The sequence below is a fragment of the Burkholderia sp. BCC1047 genome (genome assembly GCF_902833155.1).
In the GTDB taxonomy this organism is placed as follows: Bacteria; Pseudomonadota; Gammaproteobacteria; order Burkholderiales; family Burkholderiaceae; genus Burkholderia; species Burkholderia sola.
This window is the reverse complement of record NZ_CADFEH010000031.1, coordinates 72,683-87,875: the sequence shown is the minus strand read 5'-3', so window position 1 is coordinate 87,875 and position 15,193 is coordinate 72,683. Positions and strand designations below refer to the sequence as shown.

The 15,193-nt window shown below is 65.3% G+C and carries 14 protein-coding genes; 3 read left to right on the top strand and 11 right to left on the bottom strand.

All coding sequences use genetic code 11. The annotated features are described in order from the left end of the window. Nucleotides 1–65: 65 nt before the first annotated feature. The 11 genes from HWX55_RS27390 to HWX55_RS27340 all read right to left on the bottom strand — a co-directional run bounded on the left by HWX55_RS27390 (nt 66) and on the right by HWX55_RS27340 (nt 11,912). The gene (locus tag HWX55_RS27390) at nt 66–857 is read right to left on the bottom strand and encodes a DUF3304 domain-containing protein (RefSeq protein WP_175977988.1); all 792 of its coding nucleotides are present in this window, start codon (nt 855–857) and stop codon (nt 66–68) included. Then, nucleotides 857–1,135 (bottom strand): hypothetical protein, encoded by a 279-nt coding sequence (locus tag HWX55_RS27385; protein WP_175977987.1) that lies wholly within the window; start codon nt 1,133–1,135, stop codon nt 857–859. The genes HWX55_RS27390 and HWX55_RS27385 overlap by 1 nt, the downstream gene beginning before the upstream one ends. A gap of 97 nt (nt 1,136–1,232) precedes the next feature. Then, nucleotides 1,233–2,354, bottom strand: coding sequence for a type VI secretion system protein TssA (gene tssA, locus HWX55_RS27380; RefSeq protein WP_050013098.1), 1,122 nt, complete (start codon nt 2,352–2,354; stop codon nt 1,233–1,235). A gap of 43 nt (nt 2,355–2,397) precedes the next feature. Beyond that, nucleotides 2,398–5,067 (bottom strand): type VI secretion system ATPase TssH, encoded by a 2,670-nt coding sequence (gene tssH, locus HWX55_RS27375; protein ID WP_175977986.1) that lies wholly within the window; start codon nt 5,065–5,067, stop codon nt 2,398–2,400. 38 nt (nt 5,068–5,105) lie between these two features. Then, nucleotides 5,106–6,206 (bottom strand): type VI secretion system baseplate subunit TssG, encoded by a 1,101-nt coding sequence (gene tssG / locus HWX55_RS27370; protein ID WP_175977985.1) that lies wholly within the window; start codon nt 6,204–6,206, stop codon nt 5,106–5,108. Next, a complete protein-coding gene (gene tssF / locus HWX55_RS27365) occupies nt 6,170–8,005 on the bottom strand; it encodes a type VI secretion system baseplate subunit TssF (protein ID WP_175977984.1) in 1,836 nt (611 codons plus the stop codon). Before tssF ends, tssG begins: the two co-directional genes overlap by 37 nt. Nucleotides 8,006–8,080: 75 nt before the next feature. Further along, nucleotides 8,081–8,566, bottom strand: a complete 486-nt coding sequence (tssE, locus tag HWX55_RS27360) for a type VI secretion system baseplate subunit TssE (RefSeq protein ID WP_021161818.1) — start codon at nt 8,564–8,566, stop codon at nt 8,081–8,083. A gap of 62 nt (nt 8,567–8,628) precedes the next feature. Next, nucleotides 8,629–9,132, bottom strand: coding sequence for a type VI secretion system tube protein Hcp (locus HWX55_RS27355; protein WP_006477093.1), 504 nt, complete (start codon nt 9,130–9,132; stop codon nt 8,629–8,631). A gap of 70 nt (nt 9,133–9,202) precedes the next feature. Further along, nucleotides 9,203–10,693 carry a type VI secretion system contractile sheath large subunit gene (tssC, locus tag HWX55_RS27350; RefSeq protein WP_006484397.1) on the bottom strand — a complete coding sequence of 497 codons (1,491 nt, stop codon included), beginning with the start codon at nt 10,691–10,693 and terminating at the stop codon, nt 9,203–9,205. A 15-nt stretch (nt 10,694–10,708) separates the two neighbouring features. Further along, nucleotides 10,709–11,224: a type VI secretion system contractile sheath small subunit gene (gene tssB / locus HWX55_RS27345; protein ID WP_069619456.1), complete on the bottom strand. Its 516-nt coding sequence runs from the start codon at nt 11,222–11,224 to the stop codon at nt 10,709–10,711. A 46-nt stretch (nt 11,225–11,270) separates the two neighbouring features. Continuing rightward, entirely contained in the window at nt 11,271–11,912 is a 642-nt protein-coding gene (locus HWX55_RS27340; protein WP_175977983.1) for a tetratricopeptide repeat protein, read from the bottom strand. Between the two features lie 373 nt (nt 11,913–12,285). On the opposite strand from HWX55_RS27340, the gene tssJ reads away from it, so the two are divergent. From tssJ to icmH, 3 genes are all read left to right on the top strand, one after another. Further along, nucleotides 12,286–12,897, top strand: a complete 612-nt coding sequence (tssJ, locus tag HWX55_RS27335; RefSeq protein WP_050013104.1) for a type VI secretion system lipoprotein TssJ — start codon at nt 12,286–12,288, stop codon at nt 12,895–12,897. Between the two features lie 102 nt (nt 12,898–12,999). Beyond that, nucleotides 13,000–14,346: a type VI secretion system baseplate subunit TssK gene (gene tssK, locus HWX55_RS27330; protein ID WP_006477098.1), complete on the top strand. Its 1,347-nt coding sequence runs from the start codon at nt 13,000–13,002 to the stop codon at nt 14,344–14,346. Further along, entirely contained in the window at nt 14,343–15,125 is a 783-nt protein-coding gene (icmH, locus tag HWX55_RS27325; protein WP_175977982.1) for a type IVB secretion system protein IcmH/DotU, read from the top strand. Before tssK ends, icmH begins: the two co-directional genes overlap by 4 nt. Nucleotides 15,126–15,193 lie beyond the last annotated feature (68 nt).

Sequence of the window (15,193 nt, the reverse complement as noted above, 5' to 3'; positions counted from 1 at the left end):
ACTCTCAGAATAGTAGATCCTCGGCCTCTGCTTCATTTGCAACACCTCCGCTGCTTGCGCAGATTCTAGTGTGTTGCATCGACCGGTTGAATCCGCAGCTCGAATTGGTCATTCGTCAACGCAGACAACACCCCCTTCGGCAATGACCGTATCGACTTCGCGAACATCCCCGGCTTGCCGGCAGCAGTCTGCAGTATGTGCTGGACCGCCGGATGCGCATCGAACCGGCTGTTCACAAGCAAGTTGTAGTACGCGTACTGCTCGAGATCATCGAGATCCGTGAGTCGGTATTTCAACCATGCCATCGCTACGACACGGACGATGCGTCGAAACTGCTGATCTTCTCGTTCGTCGTACTTCCGGTTTAATTCATTCTGGTAGCGGCTGGACATCCAGCGCGACACATCGATCATCGGAATGCGCGACGTATCCGCCAGCGCACCGGGAAATTGCAGCTCGACGTGACGATCCGGGTAAAAGTGCACCTCGATAATTCGATCGCCGATCTTTTCCGGAACCTGAGTCGACGACATCGCGACCCTTGCCTCGGCGTGCAGGGTTTCCTCGTAACCTTTGTGCCACTGGTCGACGTCGACATAACTCCATTTGACGACGAATTGCGTGCCCTCGAGTTTGTAGCAGCAGGTCACCCCGCCCCCGCCGCCCGGCAAGCTGTTTCCCCCGAAGGCCTTGTTTCCATGCGCATCCGTGATCGAAAATCCGTCGACGTTGTACGGCAGGTAATTGTGGGCAATAACCGAGACTCCGCTATACACCGGCTCCGACTTGCCGCACGCGCTCAAGCTCAAAGCGACCGCAAGCAGCCCCACCGCCGGCACGAATCTACGCCGCGTCACTACGCGTCTCCAGCAACTCCCGCTCGTGTGTCGCGCGAATCGCGTCCCACATCGCATGATCGATCGATGGGCAGCGCGTGATTGAGCGTCGCCTTCCCATCTGCGACGGCCTCGCGGCACAACTGCGCCGCCGGATGCTCGTCGAACCGCGGCGCAACCAGCACGCCCTTCGGTGACAGCGCGTCGACCGTATGCAGGTCGTCGGTGATGACGAACGTGTGTGCGTTCCCGTCTTCACTGTGCCACCAGGAGCCGAACAGCCCTTCGTCCTCCACCACGAATCGCCTGTGCCAGTTCGGTCACGTTCATGCGTCACCCTTCTTCTCGTTCATCACGAGCCCGCCGGGCCCGCGCTCTCAGATCGAAAATGGTCGTTCACGCCTGCTCGTCCGGCCGCACGCCCAGCAGCTCCCGAATATGCGACAACGACCCGTCGTCCTTCACGACGCTCTCGAGCCACTTGTGCAGCGGCATGTCGGCCCATTCGGCCGCCTTGTCGGCGAGATACGCGACCGGGCTGTGCGGCTCGGTCTGACGGAAATAGCGCGCCACCGCACGCAACTGGTCGACGGCCTGCGCACGGTTCTGGATGCCGGCGATCATCTGCGTCACCGGAGGACGCGAAGCGGTCTGCTGCTGCACGTGAGTCTCCTCGGTCTGGATCGGCTGGCCGAACACCGGCTCGATGCGTTCTGACTGGGCCTGCGGCGCCGCCTGCGTGTGCGGCGCGCTACCCGTATAGCCTTGTTCGCGCGCAAAGCGCTCGGCGAGCCGGTATACGGTCTCGAACGCGTCGCGCGCCTGCCGGAAGCTCGGCGCCGAATCGCCCGCGCGCTCGACGAGCCGCTCCTCGAACGCATCGAGCGCGAATTCGAACGCCTTCAGGTTCGCCAGCAGCGCCGTGTAGAACGCGATCGACGTCACGCGCCGCGACGCATCGATCTGCTCGATCGACGGCTTGCCGCGCGCGATATCGTCCGCGTGTTCGGGATCGCGCTTGATCGACTGCGCGACGTGCTGCGCGACTTCCCAGTCGAGCGTGCTGAACGCATTCGATGCGCCGTCCGTCAGCGGCACCGCGCGCAGCAGTTCGGCCGTGCGGCCGGACAGCCATGCGACGTTGCCGAGCCGGTGCTCGATGTCGTCGTCCTCGGGCAGCGGGTGAAAGGTGTCCCAGAAGTCGCGGCACAGGCCCTCGAGCAGCGCATAGCCCTCGGTGAGGCCGGTGATGCCGTCCTCGAGCGCGAGTGCCTCGGTGAGCCACACGGCGAGCCGCAGGTCCTTCGTGCGCGTGCGCAGCAGCTCGCCCGCATGATCGACGACGAAGCCCCAGTCGGCCTCCTTGATCTCGGTCACCCATTCGCCCTGGTCGAGCGTCGGGTCGTCGTAGCGCCGCGCGTCCTGGATCGCGTCGAATTCGTTCGAAAACAGCAGGTCGTCGCCGCTGGGCGACGCGTCGCTGATCGGCGTCAGCAGCTCGGGGAGATTGATCGGCATGGTTCAGTGAATCCGTTGATGCATCAGATGTCGCGCGCGGGGCTCATTCGACGGTGTACGCGAATTCGCCGGCCTCGTCCGCACGCACCGCGATGCGCGCGATGGCCGCGCCGTCGGCGATCCGGCCGAGCACGTGGCCCGCGATCTCCGGCAGCAGCGTGCCGTTCAGGATGTGGTCGACGTTGCGGGCGCCCGAATCGACCTCGGTGCAGCGCGCGAGCACCGCGTCGACGAGCGATTCGTCCCATTCGAACGCGGCCTTGTGGTTCGCGTCGATCCGGCGGCGGATACGCTCGAGCTTCAGCTCGATGATCTCGGCCAGCACGTCGTCGGAAATCGGGTAGTACGGCACGACCTTCATCCGGCCGAGGAACGCCGGCTTGAAGGCCTTGTACAGTTGCGGACGCAGCGTCTCGGCGAGCGCATCCGGATCGGGCAGTTCCTCGGCCGGCTTGTTCAGGCACGCCTGCATCACCGCGGCCGAACCGACGTTCGACGTCAGGATGATCAGCGTGTTGCGGAAGTCGATCTCGCGCCCTTCCGCGTCGTCCATCGTGCCCTTGTCGAACACCTGGAAGAACATCTCGAGCACGTCCGGGTGCGCCTTCTCGACCTCGTCGAGCAGCACGACGGAATACGGGTTGCGGCGCACGGCCTCGGTCAGCACGCCGCCCTCGCCGTAACCGACGTAGCCCGGCGGAGAGCCCTTCAGGCCCGACACGCTGTGCGCTTCCTGGTACTCGCTCATGTTGATCGTGACCATCTTGCGCTCGCCGCCGTACAGGATGTCGGCCAGCGCCAGCGCCGTCTCGGTCTTGCCGACGCCCGACGGCCCGACGAACATGAACACGCCGCGCGGCTTGTTCGGATCCTCGAGGTTCGCGGTCGCGGTGCGCACGCGCTGCGCGATCGCCTCCAGCGCATGGTCCTGGCCGATCACGCGCGCGGTCAGCAGCGGCTGCAGGTTCAGCACGGTGTCGATTTCGTCCTTCACCATCCGGCCGAGCGGAATGCCCGTCCACGCGGCGACGATCTCGGCGACGACGTGGCCGTCGACCTGCAGCGGCACCATCGGCTCGCCGCCTTGCAGCGCATGCAGCGCCGCGACGCGTTCGGTCAGCTTCTCGCGCGTGGCCGGCACATCGACGGGTGCGCCGTCTTCCGACGGGCCGCGCGCCTTGTCGAGCGCGTCGCGCAGTTCGGTGATCTCGGCGACGATCACGCGCTCGGCCTCATAGCGTTCTTCATCCTTCGCCAGATGTTCGAGCGCCGTGTCGCGCGCGCCGCGCAGCTCGCCGAGCCGCTCGTCGTGCGCCGCGCCGCCCGCCGCCTCGCGCTCCAGCGACGCGATTTCCGCATCGATGCGCTCGATGCGCTTCTTCGTGTCGTCGATCGCCGCCGGCGTCGCGCTGTGCGCGAGCGCGACCTTCGCGCACGCGGTGTCGAGCACGCTGATCGCCTTGTCCGGCAGCTGGCGGCCGCTGATGTAGCGGTGCGACAGGCGCACGGCCTCGGTGATCGCATCGTCGAGAATCCGCACGTTGAAGTGCTTCTCCATCAGGCCCGACATCCCGCGCAGCATCGCGGCGGCCAGCGGCTCGCTCGGCTCCTCGACCTTCACGACCTGGAAGCGCCGCGCGAGTGCCGCATCCTTCTCGAAGTACTTCTTGTATTCGCTCCACGTCGTCGCGGCGATCGTGCGCAGCTCGCCGCGCGCGAGCGCCGGCTTCAGCAAGTTCGCCGCGTCGTTCTGGCCGGCCTGGCCGCCCGCGCCGATGATTGTGTGCGCCTCGTCGATGAACAGGATGATCGGATGCGCGCTCTTCTTCACTTCGTCGATCACGCTCTTCAGGCGGTTCTCGAACTCGCCCTTCACGCTCGCGCCGGCCTGCAGCAGCCCCATGTCGAGCACGTGCAGCGCGACGCCGCGCAACGGCGGCGGCACGTCGTCGGCCGCGATCCGCAGCGCGAGCCCTTCGACGACCGCCGTTTTGCCGACGCCGGCCTCGCCGGTCATGATCGGGTTGTTCTGGCGGCGGCGCATCAGGATGTCGATCGCCTGGCGGATTTCGGCTTCGCGGCCGATCACCGGATCGATCTTGCCGTCGCGCGCGCGCTGCGTGAGGTTGGTCGTGTACGTGTCGAGCGCGGGCGTCTTCGACGGGCCGGCCGCGGGTGCAAAGCCGTCGGCGGCCGGCGCGGCGTCGCTGCCGTCGTCGTCCGCCTGGCGCGGCTCGGCTTCGCTCGAGCCAGCCATGATTTCGTCGAACTTGTGCTTCAGGTCCGTCACGTTCATTTCCGCGAACCGCGACGACATCCGTTGTGCGAATTGCGCGAGATCCGGCGCGGTCAGCAGTGCGAGCAGCAGATGCCCCGACCGGATGCGGCCGAGCTGCGAATCGAGCGACGCGATCAGCCACGCCTGCTCGAACAGCGCGATCAGGTGCACGGAGAACACCGGCGTGCGCGTGTTGCCTGTCTTCAGGCGCGTGAGCTCGCGTTCGAGATCGGCATGCAGCGCATGCGGATCGACGCGGCTCGCGCGCAAGGCGAGCGGCAGGTCGCCCGTCGCTTCGTCGAGCAACGCGAGGAACAGGTGCTCCAGATCGACCTCGTAATGGCCGCGCGCCAGGCACGCGCTCGCCGCCCGCTCGGTCGCGTGGCGGCACAGCGGGTTCAGTTTCGTGATCAGGGTCTTCAGAGGCGTGCTCATGGCGTCGATCTCAGGTTCGATTGCGTGTTGTTGTTAGGTCAGTGAATCACGTGCAGTTCGTAGCGGGCGTCCGAGCGGTCCTCGGGCGCGTCGCGCGTGCACAGGAACGCGTCCCAGCCGAGCCGCGAACCCGCGCCGAGCACGCTCGCGCCGACTTCCGTGCGCTTGAGCACGAGCTTCACCTCGTACTCGAGCGTGACGCCGGCGAGCAGCGTCAGCATCCGTTCGAGCGCGATGGCGTGCGCGCCGCCGGGCAGGAACGCCTCGTAGTCGCGCTTGGACAGCGGGCCGACGACGATCCGCGCGCGCATGTCGCGCTGCCACACGCGCTCGCCGACGAGCGCCGTCGCACCAAGCACCGCGTTGACCTCACCGAGCACGCTCAGCTGGTCGGGCGGCACGTCGTACCACTTGCCGACGAACTGGTCGATCTTCACCGGCACGCGGAAGTAATCGGACAGCGTGCGCTGCAGGTAGGCGGCCGACATCGGCCGGTGCCGCGCGGCGAGCGCGTAGCCGGCCACGGCTTCGTCGAGCACGCCGCCCGGGCCGGCCGCGAGACTGTCGCGCACCTCGTCGCTCGGCACGCCCGCGATCGCGAGCAACAGCGGCAGGTAGCGCTCGTCGCGGTCGAGTTCGTAATGGAACGGCAGCCGGTATTTCTTCCACGCCGCATAGAACAGCGCGGTCGCGCGGTTCGAGAACACGTCGAAGAACGCGCGCGCCGCGTGGTCGCGCCGCAGGTGTTCGCGCGCGACGATCTGCTCGGTGTAGTGCAGCGGCAGCGCGCCCTGCCCGCCGAGCAGCCCGAAGAACGCCGGCGTCAGCTCGACGCGGCCCAGCTCGCCGGCGGCCAGCGCGGCGCCGCGCTGCTCGTCCGAGTTCAGCGGCGCGCCGTCGCCGTCGAACGAGCGCGCGCCTTCGATCTCGCTCGGCGGGAAGCCGAGCGACAGCGTGTTGCGGAATGCGATGCGCTGCGCGACCACGTCGCCCTGCCGCCACGCGCCGGGCGCGTCCGACGCCTGCCGCGCGAACAGCCCTTCGAGCACGCGCACCGCCTGGAAGAACTCGAAGCGGTGCGGCTCGTCGAGCAGCGCGTCGACTACGCCAGGATCGATTCGCCGGTTCGGGGCTTGCATCGGATGATCTCCTCGCCGGTGCGCTTCGACACGACGACCAATTGAACGAAACTGTTGAGGTGGACGTACAGCCCGAAGAAGCTGTCGAGCACGCGCACGAACGACGCGAGGCTCGCGCCGACGAAGTGTTCCTCGTCGATCGTCAGCCGGATCTCGATGCCGCGCACGAAGGTCGCGAACGGCTTGCCGGGCAGCCACTGCACGGCGCCGCGCTGCTCGACGCCGGCCAGGCCGTCGATCTGGCGCATCGACACGGCCGTGCGTCGCAGGTCGTACAGCGTCAGCATTTCCTTCAGCGGCGCGAGGCCGTGCGCGACGAGCGACACGTGATTGAGCGCGAGGTGCGACACGAGCCGCCAGTGCGCGGCGCGGCCGCGCTCGAAGCGCACGCTCTGCGTCGGGCGGCGCAGCATCGAGATGCCGCTCGTCTGCGCGCCGCCTTCCTGGAACAGGTCGCCGCCCTCGAGGCCGAACGCCAGCATCGCCGGCAGGTCGCGGTTCGTGCAGGTGAGATCGAGGCTCAGCGTGTCGGTTTGCGGCGACGTCGGCTCGAAGTCGATGTCGACGATCGAGATTTCGGTTTCGTAGCCCGGGCTCTTCTGCGCGACCCAGTCGTTGCGGCGCGCGAACCAGTAATGGCCGATCCGCGCCGATTCGCCGTGATGCAGCGAATAGAACGGGCGAAACTCGATCACCGATTCCTCGTGCGCCTGCTGCCGGACGAGCTTCACCGAATCGATCGCGTACACCTCGTACGCGAATGCGCGCCGCGCCTCGGCGATCACCGGATACGACACCGCGCGGTGCGTGATGCGGATCGGTTCGCCGTGCTGGCGGAACAGATTGACGATCGGCGTGCAGAACAGCCGGAAATGGCTCGCCGTCAGTAGCTCCAGCAGGCGCGCGACGTGCGAATCGCTGCGCACGTCCTGCAGGACGAGGTGCAGCGTCGCGCGCTGGCAGCGGCCCGATGCGCGTGCGATCGCCGCGAGGTCGAAGTCGACGAAATCGAACTTGTCGGGAAACGCGAAGTATTCGGTGAGCAGCCGGTACGCGGGATGCGACTTCGCCGGATAGTCGATCAGCGCGTCGTCCTCGGCGAAGCCGGCCTGCGCGATCGGCAGCTTGCGCAGCGCGGTCCAGCGGCCGTTGCGTTCGGGCTCGACATACGCGCCGAGCACGTTGACGAACAGGCAGTCGGTCAGCGCGGCGACGAACGACTGCTCGCCGTGCAGATGCGCGCGCAGCGTCGACAGCTTCAGCGCGCCGAGATCGAGCTGCGCGGCGAGCGATTCGAACGTGATCGAGATCACGCCCGTCGCGTTCGACGGCAGCACCGTCGCGCTCGGCGCGAGCGCGACCGGCGTATAGCGCGCCTCCGAGATGCGGATCGGCGCGAGCGTCACGTCGTAGGCGGTGCGAAACCGGCATTGCACGCCGCGGATCGGGCGGCTCTTCAGCTCGGTGCCGCGATCGATCACGACCGGCTCGGTCTGCTGGCCGGGCGAAGCCGGCGTGAACTGCGCGATCGAGCACGACGGGAATGGCCGCAGGTAGTGCGGATACAGCACTTCCAGCAGCGCTTCGGTGAATTCCGGGTAGTCGTCGTCGAGCTTCTTGTTGATGCGCGCGCCGAGCAGCGCGAACGATTCGATCATCCGCTCGACGTGCGGATCCTCGCAGTGCTCGCCCGACACCGCGAGACGCGCGGCGATCTTCGGATAGCGTTCGGCGAAATCGCGCGAATAGCGCCGCAAAAACGATAATTCGCGTTCGTAATACGGCAGCAATTCTTCCATCGACGACCCCGAACCTCAATATCTCTGCCGGACCTGATTGACCACCGGGCGGTCCGGCCCGCTCGGCGGCTTGATTTACTGCATTCGCGCCGCGCGTGCGCGCGTGACCGAGTATTGCAGCGTCGACGGTTGCAGCATCGCGTCGAAACTCACCGGCTCCTCGGCCGGGTGTACGACGAGCAGCGCCTGGATCGCGAAGTAGAGCGCGTTGGTGGCCTGCTCGTTCAGCTCGAACGTCACCTGCACCTGCTGCAGGCGCGGCTCATGGCGCGCGATCGCCTGCTGGATCGACTTGCAGATGAATGCGCGATCGTAGTGGCTCGCGAGGCTCAGCCCCGCGAAATCGTTCAGCCCGTAGGTCAGCACCGATTTCTGGCATTCCGGCAGCGTGGCCAGCTCGTTCTCGGTGTGGGCGATACGGGTGTTGAGGATCGCCTCGACGTCGCGGGCGACCGTGTTCTTGAGCTCGTCCAGCGACAATTGCCGCATCGCTGCCGAGGCCGGCAGGTGCGGTTCGTCGTCGAACAGCTTGTCGAGAAAACTGGGTTCGAATCGTTTCATCAGCCGGTGTGAACAGCGAAAACGGCAACGGGACGCAAAGCGCCCCGTTGCCGCAACCGACCTTAGACCGCGTAGGTCTTGTCGTTCTTCGTCAGGCTCCAGGCGCCTTGCGTGTTGCCGCCCTGGTTGCCGCCGATCTTCTGCTGGGTTTGCTTCCACTGCACGGCTGCGTACTTCAACGAGAACGTCTCGAGGGGCAGACCTTCCTCGCGAACGCTCGGGGCGATGCTCGAGATGATCACGTACTTGAGCTTGACTTCCAGATACTGCACGCGCTTGCCTTCACCGTCCGCGCGCGAGAAATGGACCGTCACTTCGTCGAACGTGGTACCGCCCGAAGCGTGCTGGTACAGCAGCGGGCTCGACGAATCGATTTCCTTCGTGAAGATCATGTCGCCGTGCTCGCAACGCGTCATCGTGTGACCGCCAGCGGTCGATGCGGTTGCCGAACGCGGCTGAACGATCGAGTGATCCCACGATTTCAGTTCGATCCAGCCCTGGTGGTCCTTGTCCGCGGATTCGCCCTTCACCGCGGGACTACCAAACTGCAAGTGCATATGTAACATGGCCCTTCGACTCCCCAAAGAGGTGGTTTTAACGTCCTACCCAGGCGGCCCGCCCGGGCGATCTACTCGCTTATGAATTTGCCGGTTTGGGCAGATCAGCGACAAGTCGCAGAGAAATCGAGAGTTCGTCGAGCTGAAAGTGCGGGCGCAAGAATGCGACCGAACGATACGAGCCCGGCTTGCCCGGAATCTCCGACACTTGTATGGATGCCTCGCGCAGCGGAAATTGCGCTTTCTGTTCCTGCGAGGCGTTGTCGTCGAGCAGGACGTATTGCGAAATCCACCGGTTGAGGAAAGTCTCCACGTTCTGCGCCGATGCGAAGCTGCCGATCTTGTCCCGCATCATCGCCTTCAGGTAGTGCGCGACGCGCGATACCGAGAAGATGTACTGAAGCTGGGCGGACAGGACGGCGTTCGCATTCGCGCTGTCGGTGCTGTATTTTTTGGGCTTCTGCACCGACTGCGCAGCGAAGAACGCGGCGTAATCTGAGTTCTTGCAATGGACGAGCGGAATGAAGCCGAGGTCGCTCAGCTCCTTCTCGCGGCGATCGGTGATCGCGATTTCGGTCGGGCACTTCAGCGCGACTTCGCCGTCGTCGGTCTTGAACGTGTGGGTCGGCAGGTCCTCGACGAGGCCGCCGCCTTCGACGCCGCGGATCGCCGCGCACCAGCCGAAGTCGTCGAACGCGGCCGTCAGGCGGGCCGCGAAGGCCCATGCCGCGTTGCACCACAGGTACTTGTCGTGATCGGTGCCGTCGACGTCCTCGACGAAGTTGAAGTTCTCCGCGGTCTGGCCGTCCTTCGGATTGAACGGCAGGCGGCCGAGGAAGCGCGGCAGCGTCAGGCCGACGTAGCGCGAATCCTCCGCGTCGCGGAACGACTTCCACTTCGCGTATTCGACGGTGTCGAACACCTTGCCGAGGTCGCGCGGCTTGCCGAGGTCGGAGAATGACTCGAGGCCGAGCAACTCCGGCGACGCCGACGCGATGAACGGCGCATGCGCGGCCGCCGCGACGTGCGACATCTGCTCGATGAAGTACATGTCTTCCGGCTGGCGCGAGATCTCGTAATCGCCGATCAGCGCACCGAACGGCGAGCCGCCGAACGTGCCGAATTCCTCTTCGTAGACTTTCTTGAACAGCGCGCTCTGGTCGAACTCGCTCGCGCCCTTGAAGTCGCGCACGAGGTCGCGCTTCGGCGCGTGCAGCGCCTTGATCTTGATCGTCTGGCCCGTGTTGCTTTCCTTGACCAGATAATCCAGCCCGCGCCACGTGCTTTCGAGGCGCTGGAATTCCGGCGCGTGCATCACGGCGGAAAGCTGCGTGGAAATCAGGCGGTCGAGTTCCGCGACGCGCGCATCGATCGTCGCCGACAGGTTGTCCGACACGATCACCGTGCCGTCGAGCACCTGGTGCACGAGTTCGCCGATCAGGTCCTTCGCACGCGCATGCTCGGAATCGGATTTCGCGACCTTGCTTTTCTCGACGATGTCGTCGAGCAGCGAAGTCCCGGCGGCGTATTCCGCGCCGCTCGCTTGGGCCGCAGCCGTTTGCTGGTTCATCTCAACACTCCGTCGTCATTCGCCGTCTTTGTCGCCGCCGGTGCCCTTCGCGAGCTCCTGCAGCTGCTGCGTGTTCTTCAGCACCTCGGACAGCAGATCCTCGAGCTTGTCGTTGCCGGCGAGCTTGTTGCGCAGGTCGGCGAGCTTCGAACGCGCCTCCAGCAGGCGGCGCAGCGGCTCGACCTGTTCGACGACGTCGTCCGGGCTGAAATCCGACAGCGAGCGGAACTTCAGGTCGACCGCGAACTTGCCGCCTTCCGGGCTCAGGCGGTTTTCCACCTGGAACGCGGCACGCGGCTCGATCGCCTTCATCACGTCGTCGAAATTGTCGCGGTCGATGTTGACGAACTTGCGGTCGCGCAGCTTCGGCTGCTCGATTTCGGATTGGCCCGCCAGATCGCCGACGACCCCGACGACGAACGGCAGTTCCTTCACCTCGATCGCATCGCCCTTCTCGACCTCGTAGGTCAGCTGGACGCGCGGCGGCCGTATTTTCTGCAAGCTTTTCTGAATGCTTTCTTTCTTGGCCATCTCGACGGCTCCCAGGTTAGTTGTGGTTATCGCGTCAGTTGCGGTTTCAGTTGCGCAGTGCGCCGAACGGATCCGCGCTGCCCTTTTGCGCGGCGGGCGGCGTCGGAGTCGGCGTCGGGGCGGCGCTCGCTGCCGTGTCCGCGGCCGGTGCGGCCCCCGCCTTCGGACGATGCACCGGACGGCGGCCGGTGTACTTCTTCGACTGCGCCCGCTGCTCCGGCGGGAACAGCGCCGACTCGCCGAGCGTGTCGCGCAGCTGCTTCGCGAGCGCCTGCGCGTCGGACTTCGCGTCGCCCGCGAGCGACGCATCCTGGCGCAGCTCGCCGAGCGACTGCGTCGCGATCCGCAGGCCGGCGACGGCCAGCACGCTCTTCGCCTGACGATCGGTCGCGTCGCGCTGCAGCGCTTCCTGGGCGGCGACGATCGCCTGCCCGTAATGGTTTTGTGCGAACTGGATTTGCGCGATGCGCGACCACGGCTCCTCGCGCGTCGGATCCGACTTCGCGAGCTGCTGGTACAGGCCCAGCGCCTTGTCCTGATCCCCCGCCTTCGCGACGGCGTCTGCATCGGCCAGCGACTTGTTGAACACTTCCGCAGTCGGCGGCGCGGACGGCTGGCTCGCACAGCCGGCGATCACGCCGCAAGCCACCACCACCCCAGACAGTTTTGCGAACAGACGGTCTTTCATCGTTATATCCACCGGCGCGTGAGTTTTAAATCGTTGAGAATCTGGTTCTTTTGCTTTGCAAGAAGCGCGCGGGTATAGTACCGATCAATTTTTCATAATTCAATCGTCGTGTGAAGAGTAATTCCTTTTAAAACCGGGCGCTACCCCCTCGAATGGCCTCTCGCTGCGGGCTCGCAGCGGTTTTTCCTCGGGCTGGGACGCGCAAGTTTTACTGGTCGCACGACGCGCCGCCGGGGCGGCGGAAAAAATTTCCGGGCGCTTGCCACGACGCGGGCGTGCTTAATAGTTGAACGATGCAACGTCGGGGATACGCAGCGCACGCGGCAATGCCCGGCAGTTTTGACAGGGATAAAGGCGGCACGCCGGAAAAACGATGAGATCGTCCATGATTCGCTACGCGCTGCCGCTGCTTGCGTGCGCTCTGCTGGCCGGATGCGCGGCCGCCCCGCTGCTCGGCTCGGCCGCGAGCGCCGTGATGTCCGCGGCCGGCATCGGCAAGCCCGAGGTGCCCGACGCGCAGAAGCCGCCGCGCAACATCGGGCTCACGCTGGCCGCCGCGCCGAACCTGAATGCCGCGACCGACCGCAAGCCGCTCGCGCTCGTCGTCCGGCTCTATGCGCTGAAGGACCCGACCTCGTTCCAGCAGGCGCCGTTCGACGCCTTTACCGATCCGACCAAGGAAAAAGCCGCACTCGGCGCCGATTTGCTGAACGTGCGCGAAATCACGCTGATTCCGGGCCAGCGCTATACGGCCACCGAGAAGGTATCGCGCGAGGCGCAGGCATTCGGTATCGTCGCGCTGTTCCGCGATCCCGCACTGCAACGATGGAAACTGACGTTCGATCCGGCGAAGTCGGAGAAATCCGGCATAATCATCGGCCTGCATAATTGCGCGATGACGGTCACCGACGGCACGGTCATCGCACCGCAACAGGGTGCGCCTTCGCAACCGCTGAATATGCTGTCTTCGGTGTCCTGCGGTTAAACATGACGCACGAATGTCAATTAACAAGAGTTAACAATTGGCGATTTAATTCGGGCACGAACAAATCGATTACGTCGCAACGCCACATTAACCGGATTTGACATGAGTTATTCGGCCAAGGTGCTGTGGGGGGAAGGACTGTTCCTCCGGCCTCAACACTTTCAACGACAGGACGCGTACCACGAGGCGCGCCTGTTCGAGTCCATCCAGGCGATCCAGCCGTACAACTGGGGCGTGCGCTCGGTGCGCATCGATCGCGACGCGCTCGGCAGCAACGTGCTGCGAGTGGCCGAGCTCGCGCTCGTGTTCCCGGACGGCGCGCTGTATGCCGCGCCGCAAGCCGACGACCTGCCGCCGCCCATCGCGCTGGATACGTTGCCCGACGGCATCAACGAATTCGTGTTCTATCTCGCGCTGCATCCGCTGCGCGAGAACGGCACCAACTACAGCGACGATCCGGCCGCCGGCTTCATGACGCGGTTCGTCAGCGAGCAGACGAGCGTCGCCGACAACTTCACCGACGCCGCCGAAGCCGACATCACGTTCCTGAAGACGCAGGTCAAGCTGATCGCGCACAGCGAGCCGCGCGACCAGTTGCTGTCGGTGCCGCTCGTGCGCGTGCGCCGCACCGCGACGTCCGGCTTCGAGATCGACGACAGCTTCGTGCCGCCGTGCCTCGCGATCGAAGCGTCGCCGATCCTGCACCAGCGGCTGCGCCAGCTGGTCGACGCGCTGCAGGCGAAGGTGAACGCGCTGTACGGCTTCCACCGCGAGCCGTCGAAGAACATCATCGAATTCCGCTCGGGCGACATCGCGTCGTTCTGGCTGCTGCACACGGCGAACGCCGCATTCGCGACGCTCGCGCACCTGCACCAGCACGCGGCGCTGCATCCGGAACGGCTGTTCCAGGAACTGCTGCGCCTCGCGGGCCAGCTGATGACGTTCTCGAAGGGCTATACGCTCGCCGACCTGCCCGTGTATCGCCATGACGATCCGGGCCCGAGCTTCGCGCGTCTCGACCTGATGCTGCGCGAACTGCTCGACACCGTGATCTCGACGCGCTATTTCGCGATCACGCTCGACGAGGTGCGCCCGTCGTTCCACCTCGGCCGCCTCGATTCCGGCAAGATCGACGACAAGACCGAGTTCTACCTCGCGGTGTCCGCGGACATGCCGAGCGTCGAGCTCGTCGACGCGGTGCCGGCCCGCTTCAAGGTCGGCGCGCCCGACGACGTTGACAAGCTCGTGCTGTCGGCGATGCCCGGCGTGCGGCTGTCGTACACGCCGCAGGTGCCGCCCGCGATTCCGGTGCGCCCCGGCGCGTGCTACTTCGCGCTCGATTCGCGCAGCCCGCTGTACGAGCGCATGCTGCAGGCCCAGTCCGCGATGATCTATGCGCCGACTGGCATCAATGACCTGAAATTCGAACTGATCGCGGTCACATCATGAGCTACGCGCCTTCCCTGTTCGGCGACAACGTGCCGCCGCCCCTGCATAGCCCGGCGTCGACGGACTCCGCGTTCCGGGCCCGTTCGCTGCTCGATTTGCTGTACGACGGGTTCTTCATGCTGTTCCTGCTCAAGAACAAGCGGGAGCCGGACAGCGCCAGCGAGTTCAGCACGCGAATCCAGGAATTCCTGTCGGATTTCGAGCGCGGCGCGAAGAAGCTGAATATCGCCGCCGAGGACGTGTACGGCGCGAAGTTCGCGTTCTGCGCGGCGATCGACGAGATGGTGCTGTCGTCGCAGTTCAAGATCCGCGCGGATTGGGAACGCCGGCCGCTGCAGCTCGTGCTGTTCGGCGAGCAGCTCGCGGGGGAAAAGTTCTTCCAGTATCTCGAGGAATGTCGCGCGCAGGGTGCGGCGCGGTTGCAGTCGCTCGAGGTGTTTCACATGTGCCTGCTGCTCGGGTTCCAGGGCAAGTATCTGCTCGAGGGGCCGGAGAAGCTTGCTTATCTCACCGCACGGCTGGGCGACGAGATCGCGCATATGAAGGGCAAGCGCGCTGCGTTTGCGCCGCATTGGCCGCTGCCGGATCAGATCGCGCATCGGTTGAAGCGGGAGGTGCCGGTTTGGGCGATTGGGGCCGTGTTCGCGCTGGTCGCGCTGCTCGGGTATCTCGGGCTCAATACTTATCTCAAGGACAAGACGCTGCAGGCATTGGCGCCTTATTCGCAAGTGATCAAGGTGGGCCCGGAGTCGGCTAATTTGACGATTTCGTTGCCGTAACAGGTGCGCGTTTTTTCGAATGCCGCTTCATGGAAAAAGGATCGCGTGGCGGTCCTTTTTCGTTTTGC